Source organism: Singulisphaera rosea, from assembly GCF_054877945.1.
Map to the genome: position 1 here is coordinate 161,306 of NZ_JBTYIP020000015.1, position 22,596 is coordinate 183,901.

Here is a 22,596-nt window from a genome sequence, read left to right on the forward strand (position 1 = left end):
CAAGTCCTCCACGACGCTGTGGTCAATCGGTCGACCTTGACATGGTCGCTTGATCGTGCCCTCAACCGCCCGGATAATGCTGTTGGCGACTGGCCCTGGATCGTTTGCCGTAACTCCAGAAGCCCGCATCCCATCCTGGTGGACACTCGGTTCATAAGACAAAGTCAAGCCCCCCCGGATCGGCCGAGCCGCTCGGCCCCGGCCCGGAGGAGGTCCCCAAGGGAACGCATGCGGGAGGATTGAATCGGCAATGGGAACGCTCCTCATCGACAAGCTGCTCCAGACGGTCTGCACCCAAAAGGCGAGCGACCTGCACCTGACGGTCGGCAGCCAGCCGATGCTCCGTCTGCATGGTCACATGCGCCCGCTGGCCACGAAGATCCTCGAGCCGTCGGACACGTCCGGGTTGATGAAGAGCATCACCCCCGAACGTTGCCAGCAGGAGCTTCAGGAAGTCGGCGGGACCGACTTCGGATTCGCGTTCGGCGACATGGCCCGCTTCCGCGTCGCCGTGTTCAAGCAGAGGGGCAACATCGGCCTCGTCCTCAGGCGCGTGCCGAACGAGTTCCTCACGTTCCAGCAGCTCGGGCTCCCCGCCGTCATCGAAGAATTGATCCAGCGGCCTCGAGGCCTGATCCTCGTCACCGGGCCGACCGGCTCGGGCAAGACGACCAGCCTCGCGAGCATGATCAACTGGATCAATGACAACATGGACCGGCACATCATCACGATCGAAGACCCGATCGAGTACTTCCACAAGCACAAAAAGTCGCTCATCAATCAGCGCGAAATCGGCATCGACGTCCCCGACTTCCCCGAGGCCATCCGTCGCGCCCTCCGAATGGACCCCGACATCATCCTCGTCGGCGAAATGCGAGACCTGGCGACGATCTCCGCCGCCATCACCGCCGCCGAGACCGGTCACATCGTCTTCGGTACCCTCCACACCAACTCCGCCGAAGGTACCGTCAACCGAATCATCGACGTCTTCCCGCAGGAACAGCAGGACCAGATCCGCACCCAGCTCTCCGTGGCGATCATCGGCATCCTCGCCCAGGCCCTCCTCCCGCGCAAGCCCAAGGGACTGGTCGCCGCCTACGAGATGCTCGTCATCACCCCCGCGATCTCGAACCTGATCCGCGAAAACAAGACGTATCGTATCGACTCGTCGATCCAGACCGGCCGCAAACACGGCATGATCCTCCTCGACGACAGCCTCTTCAACCTCTGGCGGCAAGGGCTCGTCGAGGAAGAAGAGGTTCTCATGAAATCGCGTAAAGTCGGCGAGCTTCGCGAACGCATCGAGAACGCGAAGAAGGGCATTTTCGACGACCAAGAAGAGGGGGAAGACGAGGGTTAATCCGGTCGAGGCGCGTCACGTCACACGCCCTCGCTCGTATCGAATCGGGGATGCTCGTTTTTGTATGCGAGTGAGTCTGCAAGTCCTTCTCCGTCCTTCGGCCCACTCGCAGCCTTCGCCCTCGCCCCTGCTGGAAGTCGATCGCTCCCCCGTTCGGGTCGGAGCTTGCGGATACTCGGATCCCGTAAATTAAACCGTTCCACCCTGGTTCCGGGAGGCTCCGTCAAGGGGCCTCCGCCCCGAGAGGGTCGTTTCACTCATGGCGCGCCGACTTGGCCAGATCCTGGTGGACATGGGCTACCTCAACGAGGACAAGCTCTGGGCCGTCCTCGAGGAGCAGAAACGGTCCGGTAACGAGCTGCTCGGCAAGGTCGCGGTGCGACTCGAGCTCGTGAAGGAGGACCACGTCCTCAAGGCGCTCGGTGAGCAGCTCGGGATGAAGGTGATGAAGCTCGCCGACGTGACCATCCCGTCCGAGCTGACGGACGTGGTCAACGAGACGATGGCCACGGCCTTCAAGGTTGTGCCCGTCGCGATGAACAAGAAGGACAAGAGCGTCACCGTCGCGATGGCCGAGCCCCAGAACCCGTCGACCCTCGAGAGCCTCCGCCAGTTCCTCGGCGTCGACGTGAAGGGGGCGATCGGGTCCGAGTCCGAGGTGATGGCGGCGATCGAACGCCTCTACGCCGGGCACCAGGAGTCGATCGAGGACGTCGTCAAGCAGATCGAGAACGACAAGGGGCTGTCGCAGTATTCGCACCGCAGCGAGAACACGATCGACCTCGAGGCCATCGAAGAAATGGCCGAGGCGGCGCCGGTCCGCAAGCTCCTGAACATGGTGCTGCTGCTCTCGATCAAGGACAAGGCCTCCGACATCCACTTCGAGCCGTTCGAGGAAGAGTACAAGATGCGGTACCGGGTCGACGGCGTGCTCTACGAGCTCGTCCCGCCCCCCCGCCACCTCGCCCCCGCGATCGCCAGCCGTATCAAGGTCATGTCGAACCTCGACATCGCCGAAAGACGCCTGCCGCAGGACGGCCGGATCGAGCTCCAGATCGGCGGCAACCAGATCGACATCCGCGTCTCGACGCTCCCCACCCTCTTCGGCGAGAGCGTCGTCCTCCGGATCCTCGACCGCACCGTCGTCCAGCTCGACCTCAACAAGATCGGCATGCCCGAGGACACCCTGGTCCTTTGGCGCGAGCTCGTCCACAAGCCGAACGGCATCGTGCTCGTGACCGGCCCGACCTCGTCGGGCAAGACGACGACTCTCTACGCCACCCTGAACGAGCTGAACGAGATCACCGAGAAGATCATCACCACCGAGGAGCCCGTCGAGTACGACATCGACGGCCTGATCCAGGTCCCGATCAACGGCGAGATCGGGGTGACCTTCGCCGCCTGCCTCCGCGCCATCTTGCGGCAGGATCCGGACAAGATCCTCGTCGGCGAGACCCGAGACCTCGAGACCGCCGAGATCGCGATCCAGGCCTCGCTCACCGGGCACATCGTGTTCACGACCCTGCACACGAACGACGCCCCCTCGGCGATCACCCGGCTCCGCGACATGGGGCTGCCGACCTTCCTCATCACGGCGACGATCGAAGGGGTGCTCGCCCAGCGGCTCGTCCGCAAGATCTGCAACTTCTGCCGGACCGAGTTCCAGCCGAGCCAGGAAGTGGCCATGGAACTCGGCATGACGACGGCCGAGGCCGCCACCAAGAAATTCTTCTACGGCAAGGGCTGCGAGAAGTGCAACAACACCGGCTATAAGGGCCGGATGGGGATCTATGAACTCCTGGTCATGAATGACACCCTCCGCGAGATGGTCGTCGCCGAGACCTCGCTCGACGACTTCCGCGAGGCCTGCCGCAAGTACGGCATGAGGACGCTCCGCGAGGCGGGGCTCAAGGCCATCCACTCCGGGCAAACCTCGATCGAGGAGATCCTCCGGGAAACGATCCTCGATGAAACTTGATCCAAGGAGGTCCCGCCGCGAAGGCGTGGCTGTTTGGACGCGACACCAGGGAAGGGCCGAGGCCTTGCGGGCGACGCAAGGCACGCTCGCCCCCCCCCCCAAGATTGACTCGACTTCGATGCCAATAGCCAAGACGCCGACGTGGTGATGCCGCTCCCGGGAGGACGACGATGCCGACGTATCAATATGAGGCGATGGACCACACGGGTCGCGAGGTCAAGGACACGATCAACGCCTCGACCCAGGAAGAAGCCCAGCAGCTGATCCGCCAGAAGGGGTTCTTCGTCACGAAGATCTCCGAACGCGCCGACAAGAAGAAGGGCGGGGGGACCCGCACCGCGGCCAAGAAGGGGGGCCGGCGCGGCAAGAAGAAAGCCTTCACGATCGGCAAGATCTCGACCAAGCAGCTCTGTACCTTCACCCGACAGCTCTCGACGCTCCAGGACGCCGGCCTGCCGATCCTCCGGAGCCTCAAGATCCTCGAAGGCCAGTGCAAGCCGGGCGTGCTCAAGAACTCCCTGGGCGACGTCGTCGAGGACATCGAGAGCGGCCAGACCCTCTCCGAGGCCTTCGCCAAGCACCCCAAGGCCTTCGACCGCCTCTACTGCAACATGATCAAGGCCGGCGAGGCGGGCGGTGCCCTCGAAGCCATCCTCCAGCGCCTCGCCGACTTCAAGGAGAAGTCGCAGTCCCTCAAGCGGCGGATCAAGTCGGCGATGGTCTACCCGATCGTCGTCATCTTCGTCGCCTGCGTGATCGTCGGCTTCATCCTCTACTTCATCATCCCGAAGTTCGAGGCGATCTTCAAAGACTTCGGCGTGCCCCTCCCCGGCATGACGACGTTCCTGATCTCCGCCAGCCACTTCGTCGTCGACTACTTCTACGTCGTGTTCATGTTCCCGTTCTTCGTCTGGATCATCATCAAGCTCCTGTACCGCAATAAAACAGGAGCGTATGTCTGTGATCGAATATTATTAATGATACCCGTGATGGGGGCGATCGTCGAAAAGTCGACGGTTGCCCGGACCACGCGGACGCTGGGAACGCTCGTGCAGTCGGGCGTACCGATCCTCGAGTCGCTCAACATCGTCCGTGACACCGCCGGCAACATGGTGTTCGAGCGGGCCTTCACCCGGATTTATGACAGCATCCGCGAGGGCGAGACGATCGCCCAGCCGCTCCGCGAGTCGCGCATCGTCGACGACATCGTCGTCAACATGATCGACGTCGGCGAGGAGACCGGCGAGCTCGACTCGATGCTCAACAAGATCGCGGACAACTACGACGAAGAGGTCGAGGCCCTGGTCGAGAGCCTCGTGAGCCTCCTCGAGCCGATCATGATCGTCGTGCTCGGCGGTATCATCGGCTTCATCGTGATCGCGTTGTTCCTCCCGCTGATCACCTTGATCACCAAGCTCTCGGGCTGATCGCCCGGACGGACGTCAACGATACTCACCTCGAGGCTGAATTCCGCAGCCTCGAGGTCCCCAACGGGCCCGATTGTCGCGAGCCTCGGGCCCGCCTCCAGCAACCGAACTCACGAACCGGCCCCATTTGCCCGCGGCCCAAGCCGCACCGGTTCGGCGTCCATACCCCTGACCTTCGCTTAGGCCGACCCACGGTACCGTTCGCGAATCGAGCCCGGCCTCGTGGCCGGGATGGAGACAGGTCCCGATGACACGACACTCGAGCCAACCAGGACGACCGGCCGGCTTCACCCTGGTCGAACTGCTGATCGTCATGGTGATCATCGGGATCATCCTGGCCTTCATCCTCCAGGCCGCCTCCGGGGGGATCCGCAGTGCGGAGATCCGCGCGACGCAATCCCTCATCATCAAGCTCGAGAACGCGATGACGGATCGCATGGACGCCATCACGTCACAGCGACAGATTCCGAATCCGTTTCACGCGTCGCTTGGCCAGATTAGCCTGAACGCCGTGGCCGGAGCGGGCACTTCGGTCGCCATCGCTGGAAACCAGCGAGCCCAGGTAATCGCTCAGTTCGACTTTCTTGCGGCCCAACTTCCCGATTCGTTCGGCGTCGAGATAACCTCACTTGCATCGCCAAGCGGCGTCTACCCCCTGAACTTCGGACGAAGGATTTACGGTGGGGTCGGAGCTGGCTACCCCCTTGGTGCAGGGCAAGGTACTGTCTACCGAGCCCAACTCCCCGGCACAACGTATGTGGGGAACGACAGCCATGGGAAGCCATACTGGCAGATCCTGCCGGCTGGCTGGAATGGCGCGGCGTTCGAGGCTGCTGCGGCGATCTACAAGAACCTCGGATACGGTCCCCAGGGTTTCGATGGTACGGATAATGACCACGACACCCAAGGATATATTGACGACCTCGCCGAAGGTCTCATCGGCCTAAGTGCCGACCAGCAGGCCACGATCCTCACCAGATTGAAAGCCCACAAGCATAATACCGCTCGGGCGGAAATGCTCTACGCCCTCCTAGTCGAAGGGGCTGGCCCATTTGGCAGTGCGTTTCAGGCTGAGGATTTCACCGCGAAGGAAGTCCAAGACACCGACGGTGACGGCCTGCCCGAGTTCGTAGACTCTTGGGGGCAGCCGCTCCAGTTTTTCCGCTGGCCGGTGTTTTACCACTCGGACCTGCAAGAAGGCTTCACGATGGGGACCTCAGGCAATGGGCCCTACGATTCCGTATTCCAGACCCGCGAGCAAAACCCGATCGATCCGAATCAGCAACTCATGGCACCCGCCTGGTTCCTCGCACATACGGCAACAGGCGGGGTCAACTGGGGTGTCAGCTCAGGTCCAGGAGCACAAGGCACGCTAAGCTCGAGCGGTGCGTTGTTCGAAGCCCTTTTCGTCCCGCTCCGTGAGCCTTTGGCGACGTATGGGGGTGCGACCGTCGACACGGTCCACTGGTGGAATCGCTCCGGCACCACCACCGCCGCCTTCACTCAACGACGGGCCTTCAAGTCGAAGTTCCTGATACTCTCCGCTGGCCCCGATCAGATCCCAGGCGTCGGCATGTGCGAAGTCGACTACGGCAACCTCTCAAGTGGAGTCGTGAATCAAAACGGCCACGATCCGACGTCGGCCCTGGTCGACTCCACGGCACCAGCGGCAATCCAGATCGAAGGGTTCGCAGCCCAGTGCGGCATCTATGAGATGGTGCACCCGACGGGCACCCCTGTGAATCCGCTCACAAGACCGACCGCCGCCTTCCTCCAGGAGTCCGGCGCCGACGACATCACCAACCACAACGTCATGGCTGCCGGCGGTGTGATTCAGTGATGAAGTGGGCTTTCTCGGGCGATCGCTGCTCGAAATCGACACCCAATCCCGACAGGAATGGCTTGTGATCCCGATCCCGACCCTTGGACATCCCCGGTTTGTTCGGGGTCGAAGGAGCCCAAATCGATGATCCCCCGAGTGTCGAAGCCCAGGTCAGGCATCACACTAACTGAAATCTTGATTTCGATACTTATCATGGGTGTCGGGATCGTCTCTATCGCCACCCTTTTTCCGCTCGGCCTCATCCGACTCCGGGATGCAGCGAGGCTCTCACGCTCCGGTTACATGACCGAGTTCGCTGCTGCCGATCTTGGCGCCCGGAATCTTCTGAACAAGTCATCGTTCCTGAATCCGTATTTCAGTCCTTGGTACAACACCATCGCCAATGGAGGGGCCCTACCGAACGCGGCAGGCTCCTATGATCCTTGGATTCATGACATCAACGTTTATCCTGTGAAGGACGCTACGAGCATCGCTAACGGTGCGGTCCGGACACTCGGCGCAGGCTTGCCTGTCGCTTACGATCCCCTTTGGCGTTACCAGTCGAGCTACGCCGGTTCGAGCGGAGTGTATCTTGACAACTCCGCGCCCGAATGCCGGTTTGCGAATGGCATCGGATATGTCCGTGCTGATCCGGACGGAGGGGCGGCAAGCGCCCATGGTTTGCAACGAGTCACCAACTTCAATCCGGTCGTCACTACAGGGAGCACCGTACCGAACATCTTTGTGTCCCCCGAAGACATCATTTTCCAGGGTGGAGACGGTACCGCCGGGGCGGGCGAAGCGAGCCCTATCGTGCCCGACATGAGCGCAGGTTCGATCGTCAATGAATGGCGATACACGTGGATGTTCACAGGGCAGCAAAGCGACGTCTACAACGCGAACGTATTCGACGGTGACATCGTCGTGTTTGAAAACCGACCGATCGGTGTCGACGCGGTGACAACGGCACCGTTCGCTGGTGGTACTGAATTGGACTATGCCAGTGGTGAGCCGGTCGTCGAGGCGGTATTCGGCTACAGCAGTTCTGTCCTCACCGTCGGGGGGAGCTACGGATATGGAGCGGCCGCGAAACGGGTGGTGCTCTTGCGGTGGCCAGCCTCGATGCCGGACCCGGACGTGAGGGTCGGGAGTTGGATTGCCGACGTGACCTACGAACGCAACGCCGCGCTAGATTCGAGTCGCGCCTATCCTGTTAACGCTACGGGTGCTGCTCTACCGGTTTCCGCGTATTACCCCTACCAACGATGCTACTGGTATCAAATCATCAAGCGGACGGTGCCGGATGTCGCGGTCGCCTTCAATGGGGATAACGGCGACTTCAGGTCGATGACGGTGTGGGTGGCCACGGACTTGAGGGCGCAGACGTTGCTCGATAGCACACAGTCCCCGGTCTCGCCGGTCCATGTGAATGCGGCCCTTGTCGCACCCAGCGTCATCAATGTGTTTCCCAGGACCGTCTATACTCGATAAGCGAAGAACGCCCGAGGCTGCGAACGGCCGAACTCCGGCCGCTTCGAATGGGGGAGAGCCGAGATGACGCTACGATTTCCACGACCTCGCTCGCCGCGCCGAGGCGTGACCCTCGTCGAAATGCTCGTGGCGGTTGCACTACTGGTCCTGATGATGACGATCCTCGTCACGATCTTCTCCGCGGCCACGGGTGCCGTCTCGGGCCTCCAGACCTACCAGGAGCTGGATGGCAATCTCCGACAGCTCGACTCGATCATTAGGCAGGATCTCCAGGGTGTCACCGCTCGGTTGACACCACCTCTCGATCCGAAGGACAACCTCGGTTATTTCGAGTACGGGGAGAATCAGTTCGCAGATGCCCAAGGTGAGGACTCCGACGACTACGTCCGGTTCACCGCGAAGGCACCCGAAGGCCAATTGTTCACAGGTCGATGCTGGATCAACAATCTCTTTCCTATGGGAACGATCAAGGTTGATAAGCAGCCAATTGTCGTGACGAGTCAGTATGCCGAGATCATTTACTTTTTGAGAAATGGCAACCTCTACCGTCGTGTTTTGCTTGTCGCACCCGATCGGCAATCTTCGATCTATACCTATGCGACCACAGCAATCAATACGGCGACGACACAGACTGTTTATGAGCCCGAGATGTTTGCCTACGCAAATGTCAGTTGGCAAGGGATGAACGACCTATCCGCTCGCCCATCCTCATCTGGATCGGTTGACGCGTCGAACACTCCGATTATCCTCAATAATCTGGGCGACTTGACGAATCGCGAGAATCGATTCGCCTACCCACGCTTCGCGAACGATTTCATGATCAATTCCACTGGTATCGCCGCGACCAATGTACATGCCCCTGGAGATGGCATCGCCGATGATGAAGAGACTGATGGCGGGGGTTTTTACGTGGGCAATGGAGTCCATGATTTTTACCCGACACTTTATCCGAATATGATTGCCAGCGGCAACAATTCACTGCTTTTCGAGGTAAGAAATGCAACGGCCACAGCTCGAGGTGGAACAACCCCCACCTACGACCAGATGCCGTTTCCTTATATTTTTCCTGGTGCGTATTCGATGCCCGATTCCGCATCGAACTCCCTGTCTGGAGCGGGCTGGATTCATTCGGAAGACCCCTCGACGCTGAACTCGTTTTCGAACACAACACACTATCCCGCGGCAACGGGTTCGCACTTTCTCGATCAATTATTATTCGTAAACCACAATCCTTTGGAACTCGGCGACAGTCTGCCTTTGCCACAGACAGCTCAGACATGGTGGGGCTTTCCTACATGGCGAGAGACGATGTCGCCGGCCTGGACCGATCCCGGAGTTCCGTTCGCCGCGAATTTCCGCCAACCGGACTTCCTGCACCCCTTCAACCCTTCGACCAACCCAGGCCTCGGTGACAATACGGCGACCAGCCCTCCTCAGTACCATTCACTGCCGCCGATGACCGTTCCTTTCCGCATCACGAATCAGCCGAACAACGACGGCCGAGGTTCGAATGCGCTTTCAGGAGCCCCGTCCGCGTTGTGGAATGTTACCTGGGAAGATGACCTCGTCATGACGGGAGTTCGTAGCTTTGACGTCAAAGCTTACGACAATGCCTATGCGGGGTATGTCGACCTCGGTTGGGGGGATGATCTCCGGATTTACCAGCCCTTTACAACATCTCCCTATGCGAGTCCGGTGATTTTTACCAATTACACCATTCCGCCCTATCTGATGGGCAATGCGGATCACGTCGTGGGTTCCACCCCCGTGATCTTCTGGCCGCCGATCATCGGGACACCTCCATACACGACAACTCTGAATACGGGACAATTCGCCTTCGACTTGCTCAACCAGACGTTTGCTCACGAAGGGCGGATTCCTCCTAGGATTGAAGACCTTCGGTTGGACTCGCAATACGGGGCCACGTCTTATCCGAGTTACACAGGGTATACGGGCGGCAACATAGGCGATAACGGCAACAGTGTTATTCGCCTCCGACGCGTTTGGGACTCGTGGTCGACTGCCTATTCCAGGGCACCCTCTAGGGGATTTGACCCGGTGAACAAACTTCCGATCGGGCCCCCGATATCGCCCCCGGTCTATCCGTCGTACCCAGCCCCGTATCCGGCGCCGCTCCGGGCGCTCCAGATCCAGGTCCGCGTGGTCGATCCGCGGAACTCCAAAGTCAAGGTGTTGACGATTCGTCAAGACTTCAGCGACAAGCTTTGAGTGCTTGCTTACGGAAGGGGATTTCTCCCATGTTCGCCAAATTCACTCGAAATCGCATTCAACGCCGTGGCGTGGTCTTGGTCGTTATCCTCGGGATGCTCGGCCTCCTGGCCTTGATCGGGGTGACGTTCGCGACCTTCAGCGGTCAGGCCAAGGTAAACGCGAGAAACTTCTCGCAAGCGATGAACACGCCCGACACGGCGGAGATCATGGATTTCGCCCTCGCGCAACTGATCGATGACACGACAAATCCTCAGTCGGCGATCCGTGGGCATAGCTTGAAGCGAGATATGTATGGCAATGATGCCACACACAACGGATTTTTGGCCGTCATTCCTTCCACGGGAACGGATCTAGAAATCACGGGTTATTCTGTGGTGACTGCCGCGTCGACGATTGTGAACAACGTGAATGTGACTGGCTTCTATAAATTGATCACAAATATACCGAATGGCGATGAGTCGCTGTACGGCTTCAATTTTGCCCGGTGGATTCTCAGAATGAGTCCGGGTGTGAACAAGGACCCGTTCAACGGGAACACTTCCAACTATTTCGTCGGGACGACTTATGAAGTCGTCGCAGATGACCCGACCGATTCCTCGGGCTTTCGAGCTCTATACGTCCAGCGACCAGATCCGGTCATCAACAAATCTGTCATTAATCCTCTGGGCGCTGCTCCTGTCAGCCCAATTACGAGCCCGAATGTCAGTCCTGCGAACTTCGCAAACTATCTAAGTCCGGAGACTTCAGCTGTTCAGAGTTCCCTCCTTTCCCTCGATACGTTGATCTCACCTCCTACCGGAGTGACCACTTACGGGTCCTGGGGATGCACACTCGACGGCCGCTATCTCCACGCCTTTAACGGACCGGGCATGGACGGATTGGGGGCTAATCCGAACTTTGTAAATGTTACACCGCCAGGCGGGACTACCACATCGGTAAATATCGGCGGAGTTGGATACGGTGGCGGAATTTCGCGGAACTCAAATTTTCGCGTCAACGGAAATCTTATTTCAGGAACTCTCGACACGACAAAGACTCCACCCGTATACACGTTCAAAGATGCGCCTGCGTATGGGGATCCGAATTCCATCGCCAGCATGGATGAAGACTACGACGCCTGCGATCTAGAAAACTGGTTCCTTGCGATTCAGAGCGCAGACGGCCAGATCGTTGTCCCCTCATTCCATCGCCCAGGCATCCTTGTCTACGACCCTTCGGCAACAGACCCCCTTGACCCTACCATCACGGGCTATGACGACTGGACCAGCCAGAGTGTGGTCGCTCAGTCCAAGATTCTAAGGCCGCGGTATGCAGACGGTCATGACGCCACCACGTTTCCAAATTTGTATCCTGATTCCACTGGGAAGATTAAGTACGACATCGATAACGACGGGGATGGCATTACAGATTCTGTCTGGCTCGACTTGGGATATCCCGCAAAGCGTAATACCGAAGGGCAACTTTACAAACCACTCTTCTCGTTCCTGGTTCTCGGTCTGAACGGCCGTATCCCCCTGAACACAGCCGGTAACCTTCAGATGCGGGACGTGGCGGGCACACCCATGTTCTCGCATGCGTCTCACCTGGGGTATTCGCCGAGTGAGATTGATCCAACATTCGCTTTGATGGCCCCCATTGCCTCCGGCACGTACAACCCCACCGACGACGCAGGCGTACCGGTTAATCTAACTCAGTTACGCAACCTTCTCGCTGGCACACGACCGCAGGACGCTATTGGAACGAGTCAGGATACGAATTTCGTGACTGTTAACGGGTCACCGGTCAACCTTCCAAATGGTCTCTACGATCAGAGAGACGCAGCTTACTCAGCTGCGGGGGGGCCACCAAATCACATTAATACTCTGACGGCGGCTGTTCCCGGTCGTTTCGGTGAGCCTGATGCGATTCCGCAGGCCATCCCGATCGGCGATGTGTTTACGACATCGTTCGGAAATCAATTGAATTTCGGGAACACCACGCCTGCTCCTCTGGCATCGATCAGCTCCTACACGAATCCTGTCAGGGCCGGACTTTCCAATTCTCCTTACTACAGCATCAATTCCAACGCCTCGTTGCCGCACGCATTGCAGTTTATTGGCGACTCGGGTGATGACAATTTCAACACGTTCGACCCCTTTCCGACGCATCTCTCTGGGACGGGTTTGCTTCAGAGTGAACTCCCCGTGACTACCGGAACACCGCTCATACCTGCGGACTACTTCGATGCGGCCGGCGCGATAACTCTGCCCATCGAACGGCTCCGCAGGTTCGTGACTCCCATCGACGTTGCGGGTGATGGACTGATAGTCAAACCCAATCAACTCAATCCTAGCAGTCAGCTCAATTCTCCAAGCGGGAGTGGCGCCACCAATCCTTCGGCCCTCACGACTTTGCAGTTTCTGGTTAATACGGCGACAACGCCACCCACGCCGGCGCCTACAGCTTATTCCCCTTTCAGCGGTGCCAGCACTCGAGGTCATCTCACCTACTTCAAATATTTCCGACCCCCCGGCGTACCTGTCCTTACACCCTCGTCAGCGATTCAATTGCCGACGTCTCTGTATTATCCAGGTGGATTGACGGATCCGTCCGCGACTGGGCAGGACCCTAGAATCCCTGCTCCCGCTATACCGGATTACACTAATAACCTCTATCACGGGTATGAAGCGGCTCGAAATCCAAGGGTTCCGACCGGTGTTGCTGTGCCGAATCTCTTCGCCGGAATGCCGTATGAACGGAACGCAGCGCCTCCGACAGCTCCCACGCCGCCAACCACCACTCCGACGTACGACCAGTATGTCAATTCGATTGGTGTGATCAACACGACTACCTCGCCCGCCGGGACGAATTTCCTCGAATTCCCAACGGTTCCCACGGCCGCCGGCGAGACCAACCCATTCTACGCCGTGAGTGGAGCACTCAACGAGGCCGATGAACTGTCCCTCTACCAGTCGACCACTTGGGATCAGCCGTACGGCCCATCTGATCTGGAATGGTTATACCGTCAGCAGGACTCCGACGGGGCTTCGCTTCAGAGTCGACTGGCTTCTCTCGCACCGGTCAGTTTCCTGAACGCGGTCGACGGTTTGCGACGTCGACGACTGTTCTCGACAGACACCTGGGAGTTGAACTACGGAGGCTTGGCGCATGACAACCCGATGGGGGCCTTCACCGCCAACAGCCATTTCGGGGCGACGATCGATGCGAATCCGGCCAACCTCAGCTTGTTCAAGGGAACAACTGTCGCCACACCGAGCGTCGCGCATCGCGACCGTCGCATTAACCTCAATTATCCGTTGCCTGTCTCTAACAGCCCCATCGAACCTGTCCGTCAAAAGTGGATCAGGGAGACGTATCAGTATCTTAAGACTGTGTTGCCGCCGGACTCTGTTGATACTCCTCAAGAATTGGCACAGCTCAGCCAGTTTCTGGTCAACGTGATCGACTTCCGCGATCCTGACTGCACGATGACCAAATTCGTCAACACGGATATCCAACTGAGGCAAGCTGCCCAGATGACAGATCCGACTGCAACTCCATATTATGGTACGCCTCCGCAATGGGACTATGCCACAACGGTATCAACCATTCCTTATTCACCCCTCCACGTCGAATCGGATCAATATTTGATTCAGTGGGGAATGGAATCGAGTCCAGTTGCCATTAACGAAGTCTTGGCATTGCAGTTCACCTCGAAGCGCACCCCGGGAACGGCCGCGAAGGGAGCCACTCCAAACAATGTACGCGAGATGTACGTTGAGCTCGTTAACACCCTTTCGCAAGACGTGTCCGCTACGAACGCGACTGCTTTGGATATGGCAGGTTGGGATTTCGTGATCATGCCCGATGATACGACCGGTCGTCCCGATCCGATCACAGGCCAAGTCCCTTATCAGAACAATAGTCTATCGACCACGTTGCCGCCTCCTCCCGGCACAGCTCCTTTCAATCCCATTCAACTCTCAGGGAAGGCGCTTTCCCCACAGCCGGCCGTTACCAATAGTGCTCTCTCGCCTTCGCCGATTAAGGGCGGAACGACCTACTTTGTCTTCGGTCGGGACGACAGTGCCCTCAAACAGCATGACGGCACTACGAATGTCCTGAAGAATCCGTTCTCGACAGCTCCCACAACCGGACCGACCGGCACTACGATTATTATGAATCCGCTGGACCTTTCGACATCTCCGGCGATCGCCGGGGCTGCCTCGACGGCTGCGGGAAGTGGTAAGTATTTCTGGCTCTATCTTCGCCGGCCGCCCAATCCGTTTGAAACGACCTTTGATTTTGCAAATCCTAATGACAATCGGGTCGTCGTTGATAGCTTCCGGTTTTCCTTCAACGTCTCCTCGTGCCAAGGATATACCGATTCGATGGGGGACCATGTCGATGGGTCGACAGGAGAGTCGCTCTATTCTCTGGAGCGGCTCCAACCCTATCGCGGTGGCCATGCCATCCAGCCTTTTGCGGATGCTTCGGCCTCGCCGACTAGCTTTCCAACGAACTACAGCATTCCTGCCTATGGATTCAGCGAGCAGATTGTCCCCTCGTACGTCGGTAGCGGTACGGCGGGGTCTTCGAATTTTTATGCTCAGTATGGCACCCTCCAGAGCTCCGGGAAGGTGACCCACACGCTGGGCGCTGCGAACAACACGTCAGATCCCGTCCACGATCTTGTCCCCTTCCACGATCGTGACTTCACCTCCATCGCCGAATTGATGATGGTGCCTGGTTGCCCGCCTGGATTGTTTACGAAACAATTCGCTGAATTTGTCCCACCGATCAACATGGGCACGGGGACTGTAGCACCTCTCACGACTCCCCCGGCCACCTCTGTTGCGCCGACCGCCGCTATGACGACGAATAAGAGGTTTACTCAGACAATTCCTCACACTTACCCGTATCTGATCGACAATTTCTTCTATACGGCGACATCCGAGAGCACGACTGCTCCCACCTGGCTTGAGCCACCGACTGGCCCGGTTCCTGTCTATTCGTCCACTAAGTCGTACGTCAGCACTCCGCTCGCAACTACGGCTGCACCCGCTTACATCGGTGGCCCGGGTAGTGCTGGCTGGGCGAAGATGCTTAGTATTTTCGAGGTGCCGAGTCCGGCGCTTGGAGCAATTGGCCCTGTGGCACAGGGGAGCAACTACGACTGGGCCCGTCAGGATACTCGCCCGGGCATGGTGAATTTGAACTTGATTGTCGACGAGGAAGTCTTCTTCGGGTTGATGAGCGAGTCTTGGGTCAAGCTGCTCGGCGTCGGAGGTCCATCGACTCTCGACGTGATCGGTGGTACTCGACTAAATGTGGCCCAGGTTCCCTCCGCCAAGCCAACACCGGCAGTCGTCACTCAAATCAATTCCGCAGGTGTGCCTACTGCGAACGTCATTCTGCCTGATTCTAGCACAGTCTCGGGTGCCTACACGATGCCGAACGTGGGCTTCCCAGCGATCGATCCGCTCGCTACTCCTCCCGTGGGAGCCTTGCCTCCCTACGATAATCGGATGAAGGCTGCGTTCTCTGACTTCCTTAAGCTCCGCCATGGTGGTTCAGGCTACATGTTCGGATTTGGACAGGGCGGCGTAAGTTCACCATCAACGTTGCCGATGGAACGACCTTTCCATTCCTTGAGTTTCCCGGATATCGACTTCACCGTGATGCGGCCAGCGTCATTGCCTCCGTCGGGCGACACGTTGCCTCCGATTAATACCCCAGGAGTTACCACGGGCACCTTCAGTGCTTGGACCTCAGCGTGGCCTTCGACTACTCCTCCAGTTCCGCCAGCAACTGTTCCGGTCCCCCCGAGTGCTGCGACTACAGCGCCTTCGGCTACGACAGGCGTGGTCATGGATCCAGGACAAAAGAATCAACTCTATTTCATGCAGAATAATCCTGTGCAGCCCCCGCCGATTCCTCCGCGCCGCCTCTTCCAGCTTGGTGATTCGTTCGGTACATCCGCCAATAATGCGGCTCTGGGTGGAGTCGATTTCTACGTGCAAGGCAGCACGGTTTGCACTATCAAGAACAACATCCCTCCGAGTAACGCCGGGGGTTCACCTCAGGTTTTCTCGACGGGTCCGGCTCCGTTCGCGGGAGATCCTTACATTAACACCCAGGTTCTGGCCCCTCAGTTGCAGAACCCCTACGGAGATCTCGCGTTTTATTCTGCTGCCTATTTGAATATTGCTCCCGCGAACGTTATCAACGGTACGAACTCGAACTCAACGTTGCTTCCTCCGGGAACGCCTGCTGTGCTCCAGGGTCCCTTCCCTTACCTCGGCTGCAATTCGACAGGTGACAACAGCCAGCACCCGTATTTCCGAAATGATTGGCTGCAGAAGGTCACAAATCTGACAACTGTCCGTACTCACCAGTATGCGGTCTGGATCACCGTCGGATTCTTCGAGGTTCTTCAGCAAGGCGATCCGATGGTGGGTAACCTGCAGCCTCATCTCGCTTTTGACAAACTCGGTCCCGAACTCGGAATCTTGAGTGGTCGTAATATCCGGTACCGTTCGTTCTTCGTGATCGATCGGACGAAGGCGACCGGGTTCAACCCGCAGAGTCCGGGCAATTTCCGCGACTGCGTGGTCTACCGGCAGACGATCGAATGAGTCGTCGAGAGTCGTAAGGTGGTCGTTAGAGACCGGTGAGGAGGCAGAGATGTGTCACGGTTTGTCCTCCTCCCGGCGTTTCGTTCGGTGATCGTATGAAAGAATTCCCTTGTCCTAGGGATTGCTAGCCAGTTAGAATTTGAGGTCAATCCCCCGTCGTTTTCTGAGAAAGGAACCCTCCATGCCGTTGCGTCGTCGCCGTCGAGGTTTCACGCTCATCGAGCTGCTGGTGGTGATCAGCATCATCGGCATCCTCGTAGGGCTCTTGCTGCCCGCGGTCAACGCGGCCCGAGAGGCGGGCCGGCGAACTCAGTGTCAGAACAACATGCGTCAGCTCGGCCTCGGGCTGATGGGCTTCTCGAACGCCCGCAACGCGTTCCCCAACGCGTCGACGTTCGGGGAGAAGCAGGCCGTGCTCACGGCCTCGCCCCAACTTCCCACGGCTTCGGTCCTCACCGATGTCCTCGCGTCGCCTCCGACGCTTCCCGATTCGACGACCGGGGCCTACTGGGGCTACAGCTGGGTTGTCGATATCCTTCCGTACATCGACAGCCAGGAACTCTACAACGGCTGGAACAAGCAGACCAACTACCTGGCCACGGGCGGCGTCCCGAGCAACAAGCAGATCAGCGAGACGGCCATCGGGATCTTGCGCTGCCCGGACGACAACACGACGATCCCGAACCAGGGGAACTTGAGCTACGCCGTCAACGGTGGTTTCGCCCGATTTCAGGCGAATGCCGTGATGTGGACCGGCTCCAACATCGACGGCGCCTCGGCGAGCTCGGGCTCGGTCATCAAATGGGTCAACCCCGCGCAGATCACCGGTAGCTCGACCTGGCAGCCCCAGCAGGGTGTGGGCCAGAAGCTCGGCGTGATGTTCATGGGGACCACGGCCGGCAATCTGCCGTGGGACATCCGGACGACTCCCGGGAGCATCACTGACGGGGCTAGTGCGACCCTGCTCGTTGGCGAGAACACCCTGTCTGGATACTCGACCGGTTCGTCCTACGCCAACAACATCGACACGAACTGGGCCTGCCCGCTGCCCACGTTCTGCATGTTCCTCGGCTCGGACAACATCGTGCCGACCACCCACGGCTGGGTCGACCTCGCCCCCGTCGTGGATCCTTCGGGCAATGGCACCTCGACGGATAATCCCAACTGGGCCTACGCCAGTGCCCAGACGATCTCCGGTGCGCACGCCGGCTACGAGTACATCAACTTCGGTCAGAACCTGACGATCGAAGGCTCGTTCCCGTACGCGAACAGCGCCCACCCGGGCGGCTGCAATTTCGTCTTCTGCGACGGTGCCGTGCGGTTCATCAACGCGTCGATCAACGGCACGGTTTATTCCAAGCTGCTGTCCCCCGCCGGCAGCAAGCTGCCCGGCATCCGCCAGTTCCCGCTCAGCCAGGATGAGTTCGCTCAGTAAGTCACGGGGAAGACCGACTCGAGCGACGACGACTGGACTGGCATGGATTGGACCTCACCCATCGAGCCGCGGCCCCCTTGGCCGAGGCTCGATGGGTCTTTTCATGCGCGGAGCGGGGGGGGATCGGGGCACTCTTGCCCCGCTTTTTGGGGGGTGAGAGGGCCAGGAGGAAGGCTGTTTGGAGATTTCCTCAAGTTCGTCGGGAAGTTCCGGCCTTGCGGCTTCCCGTTAACTCGGGTAAAAGGCCCGCACCTGTCGCCAGTCGAACGCGGGACGCGCCCAAGGATGGGGCGGCCCGAGCTTGGGAAGTTGCACACGTCTTTCAGACACGGGTTGGGGCCGGGACGACCGGACCCGCATCCCGAGCCCAAGCGTGATCGATCGGTCCAACGGAAACGCCGACTGGACGCCCCGATTCGGGGGCCGTCGCGGCGCCCCTCTTTTCGCTTCGGGGACGGTTCGCAAATGACACGCGGCGAAATGAAGGTTCCGCCGGTGCCAAGGATGGCCCCGGTGGTTCGAGCGTCGGATCGGAGGTCCTTCCTCCTCCTCCTCGCGGTCCTGGCCGCCCTCGTGGCCTCGCTGATCGCGCCGACGCATCAGGCCCGAGCCGCCAGGGACGCGGCCAGGGACGAAGTCCTACCCGAAGGGACCATCATCGAGGTCCGCGTCGAGGGGAACGTCTCCATCACGGCCGAACAGGTCCGCGCCAAGATCCTGAGCAAGGCCGGCGGACGCCTCGACCGGCAACGGATCGAGGCGGACATGAAGACCCTGCACGGCCTGAACTGGTTCTCGGACGTGAAGTCCTACGTCGAGGAAGGGCCCAAGGGGAAGGGGTTCATCCTCGTCTTCCGCGTCCACGAGATGCCCATCCTCAGGGAGGTCGACTTCCTCGGGATGACGCACCTCAAGCTCAAGGAGGTCGAGGAGGCCACCCAGCTCAAGAAGGGGGCCCGCGCCGACTCCTCGAGGGCCCAGAACGCGGTCCACACGATCAAGAAGATGTACGAAGACAAGGGCTACGAGCTCGCCGAGATCTTCCTCATCGAAGGGGGGAAGCTCGGCGACACCAAGGTCGTCTTCCGGATCTTCGAAGGGCCGAAGCTCAAGATCCGCACCATCGACTTCAAGGGGAACACGTTCGCCTCCGATGCGACGCTGATGACCAAGATCACGAGCAAGATGCCGATCCTCTGGCTCTTCGGCGGGAAGTTCCATCGCGACACGCTCGACGAGGACGTCCGGAAGCTGACCGAGTACTACCAGGACCTCGGCTTCTTCGAGGTCAAGGTCTCGGCCGTCACCCGCGCAGGGTCGAGCCTCGGGGACATGGCCGTCACGTACGTCGTCTCCGAGGGGGTCCGGTACAAGGTCCGGAAGGTGATCATCGAGGGGAACCAGAAGCTCTCGCAGGCGAAGCTTCAGGATGGGATGCTGATGAAGGCCGGCAACCCCATGCTCAAGCCGATCTATGAGACGGATCGCAAGAACATTCTCATCAAATATAACGACATTGGTTGCATCGACACCCAGGTCATGCCCGAGCCGAAGTACACCGACCAGCCGGGCGTGGTCGACCTCGTGTACAGGATCGAGGAAGGCGAGCCGTACGTCCTGGGCGACCTGATCATCCGAGGCAACGAGCGGACCAAGGAGAAGGTCATCCGCCGAGAGGCCGACATGGCGGCGATCCTGCCCGGGCAGGTGCTCAACATCAACCGTTTGGAGATCTTCAAGAATCGCCTGTCGAACACGCAGTATTTCAACAACTCGCCCGAGATGGGCAAGACGATCGAGATCCGGATCCAGAACAAGCGCCCGGGCGACAAGCCGTATGGGGACGGGGTCCCGCAGTTGACCGAGGAATCGCTGACTCGTATGCAGAGTGCGGGCGCGGCGGAGGATGCGGCGGGGTTCGCACCGCCGGAGCTCCCGCCGATCTCGGCGAGCCCGACGCCGGCGCCCGGTGCTGGCGGTGTCGGGACGGTCGGCGGAGCCGGGGGCAACGCGGGTGTGAGTGCCGGGTCCGGGGGTCTATCGCCGTTCGGATCGGGTGGACTCTTCGCGCCGCCGGCAGACGAGGTGCCGATCGAGGTGCCGATGCCGAATCCCGCGCCGCCCGTCGTGCTTCCGCCCGGCGCACCGGGGACGACCCCGACGCCTCCGGTCGGGGCGGGCGAGCCGCCGGGTCTCGAGCCGAGCATCCCCGGCATGAACATGACCGACGTCGGGCCCGACCGCCAGGATCCGTTCCCGAACCGATCGTTCGCGGACGTCGTCACGTCGGTCAGCGAGGCCCCCACCGGCCGGTTCATGCTCGGCGTCGGTGCGAGCGGCTACCAGGGGCTCAACGGCAGCCTGACGGTCTCGGAGAAGAACTTCGACCTCTTCAACATCCCCCGATCGTTCGACGACATCACCAGCGGCAAGGCGTTCCGCGGGGGCGGGATGGACTTCAACGCGTCGGTGATGGTGGGCACCCTGATCAATCGCGCCACCGTCAGCTTGAGCGACCCGTACCTCTTCGACCTGCCGATCCGAGGGAGTGCCTCCGGGTATATCTTCCAGCGTATCTATCCGGACTGGAATGAAAGCCGAGGCGGCGGCCGGTTCTCGCTCGGGAAGCAGTTCGGCACGTCGACGTATGCCGACGTCGCGTTCCGGATCGAGGATGTGAACTTCTACGGGTATCGCACGCCGGCCCCCGCCGATTACCTCGCGGCGACCGGCCACACGACCCTGGCGACGATCCGCCCGACCTTGCGGTTCGACAACCGGAACTCGCCGTTCCTGCCGAACAAGGGGCACTACCTCGAGTTCGCCTTCGAGCAAGGGTGGGGGACGTTCACCTATCCCAAGGCCGAGGTCGAGGGCCGGACCTACTTCACGACCGGCAGCCGGCCGGACGGCTCGGGCTCGAGGATCCTGGCCCTCCGAGGCCACTTCGGGATCTCGGGCAAGGACACGCCGGTGTATGAACGGTTCTTCGCCGGCTACCTGGGCAGCCTCCGCGGGTTCCAGTACCGCGGCGTCGGCCCGCACGTCGACGGGTCGAACGTGGGCGGTATCCTCATGGCGGTCGGCTCGGTGGAATACATGTTCCCCTGGACGGCCAACGACATGCTCCGCCAGGTGTTCTTCTGCGACTTCGGCACCGTGGAAGACAGCTACGACTTCAACGACTTCCGGGCGTCCGTCGGCACCGGCTTCCGGATCCAACTCCCGCAGTTCGGCCCCATGCCCCTCTCGTTCGACCTCGCCTTCCCGGTCGCCAAGGCCTCCGGGGATAAGGTGAACTACTTCAACTTCTCGATCGGTTACTTCTATTGAGATGCGAGAGCGTTAGCTGGTGGGGACGGCCTGGATCCTGATTCATCACGAAGGCACAAAGACACAAAGGTAAGAATCCTAGAGCCGTTAACCTTCGAGAGGCATCTTAGATACAAGCCCGAAGCGCAAGCGAGTAAATCTTCTTCGAGTTCTCGCGTAGGAATTCACTCGCTTGCGCTTCGGGCTTGTAAAGAGTCCTCCATCGGAGCCATCGGGTAGATGAAATTCGAGTATGATCCGCTCCAAGGAGGAACTCTTACCGAGTCCCCCCTTGGTCCTTTCCCTTGGGTCTTTGTGCCTTTGTGGTGAACCGCTTCCCCGCTCCTTCAGTAAGAGATGAGGCTGAAGACCTCGTCGGGGGCGAGCTTGGCGCGGCCTTCGAGGAAGGAGAGCTCGACGACGAAGGCGCAGGCGACGATCTCGGCGCCGGCGCGGCGGACCATCTCGGCGCAGGCGCGCATGGTGCCGCCGGTGGCGAGGACGTCGTCGAGGAGGAGGACGCGCGTGCCGGGCGCGATCGCATCGCTGTGCATCTCGAGGCGGTCGGTGCCGTACTCGAGGGCGTACTCGAGCGAGACGGTCTGATACGGCAGCTTGCCCGGCTTGCGGATCGGCACGAACCCGGCGCCGAGCGCCAGGGCCAGGGGGGCTCCGAAGAGGAACCCGCGGGCCTCGGCCGCGGCGACCACGTCGATCGAGCGTCCGGCGAACGCGGAGGCGAGCCGGTCGATCACCGCCTGGAAGGCCGGGGCATGGCCGAGCAGGGGGGTGATGTCCTTGAAGCGGATCCCCGGCTTGGGGAAATCCGGGACGTCGCGGATCCAGTCTCGCGGGTCGACGCCGGCCGTTGACATGCGGGGGTTCTCGGTCATATCAAAACTCCTGGCCGTCGCCTCCCCGC

10 protein-coding genes are annotated in these 22,596 nt (G+C 60.0%); 9 read left to right on the forward strand and 1 reads right to left on the reverse strand.

Annotated features, from left to right (window positions below; translation table 11 throughout):
- Positions 1–250 precede the first annotated feature (250 nt).
- The 9 genes from ACYOEI_RS23585 to ACYOEI_RS23625 all read left to right on the forward strand — a co-directional run bounded on the left by ACYOEI_RS23585 (position 251) and on the right by ACYOEI_RS23625 (position 21,695).
- On the forward strand, positions 251–1,360 hold the full coding sequence (locus ACYOEI_RS23585; RefSeq protein ID WP_462852082.1) for a type IV pilus twitching motility protein PilT: 1,110 nt from the start codon (positions 251–253) through the stop codon (positions 1,358–1,360).
- A 259-nt stretch (positions 1,361–1,619) separates the two neighbouring features.
- Positions 1,620–3,338 (forward strand): GspE/PulE family protein, encoded by a 1,719-nt coding sequence (locus tag ACYOEI_RS23590; RefSeq protein ID WP_462852083.1) that lies wholly within the window; start codon positions 1,620–1,622, stop codon positions 3,336–3,338.
- Between the two features lie 170 nt (positions 3,339–3,508).
- Entirely contained in the window at positions 3,509–4,765 is a 1,257-nt protein-coding gene (locus ACYOEI_RS23595; protein ID WP_462852084.1) for a type II secretion system F family protein, read from the forward strand.
- Between the two features lie 247 nt (positions 4,766–5,012).
- Positions 5,013–6,605 carry a prepilin-type N-terminal cleavage/methylation domain-containing protein gene (locus ACYOEI_RS23600; protein WP_462852085.1) on the forward strand — a complete coding sequence of 531 codons (1,593 nt, stop codon included), beginning with the start codon at positions 5,013–5,015 and terminating at the stop codon, positions 6,603–6,605.
- Between the two features lie 126 nt (positions 6,606–6,731).
- Positions 6,732–8,078, forward strand: a complete 1,347-nt coding sequence (locus ACYOEI_RS23605) for a type IV pilus modification PilV family protein (protein WP_462852086.1) — start codon at positions 6,732–6,734, stop codon at positions 8,076–8,078.
- A 63-nt stretch (positions 8,079–8,141) separates the two neighbouring features.
- Positions 8,142–10,307: a PulJ/GspJ family protein gene (locus tag ACYOEI_RS23610; RefSeq protein ID WP_462852087.1), complete on the forward strand. Its 2,166-nt coding sequence runs from the start codon at positions 8,142–8,144 to the stop codon at positions 10,305–10,307.
- 29 nt (positions 10,308–10,336) lie between these two features.
- On the forward strand, positions 10,337–16,927 hold the full coding sequence (locus ACYOEI_RS23615) for a hypothetical protein (protein WP_462852088.1): 6,591 nt from the start codon (positions 10,337–10,339) through the stop codon (positions 16,925–16,927).
- A 181-nt stretch (positions 16,928–17,108) separates the two neighbouring features.
- The gene (locus ACYOEI_RS23620; protein ID WP_462852089.1) at positions 17,109–18,362 is read left to right on the forward strand and encodes a DUF1559 family PulG-like putative transporter; all 1,254 of its coding nucleotides are present in this window, start codon (positions 17,109–17,111) and stop codon (positions 18,360–18,362) included.
- Between the two features lie 504 nt (positions 18,363–18,866).
- Positions 18,867–21,695 (forward strand): BamA/OMP85 family outer membrane protein, encoded by a 2,829-nt coding sequence (locus tag ACYOEI_RS23625; RefSeq protein ID WP_462852134.1) that lies wholly within the window; start codon positions 18,867–18,869, stop codon positions 21,693–21,695.
- A gap of 326 nt (positions 21,696–22,021) precedes the next feature.
- Here ACYOEI_RS23625 and ACYOEI_RS23630 read toward each other — a convergent pair whose 3' ends face one another.
- Positions 22,022–22,567: an adenine phosphoribosyltransferase gene (locus ACYOEI_RS23630; protein WP_462852090.1), complete on the reverse strand. Its 546-nt coding sequence runs from the start codon at positions 22,565–22,567 to the stop codon at positions 22,022–22,024.
- Positions 22,568–22,596 lie beyond the last annotated feature (29 nt).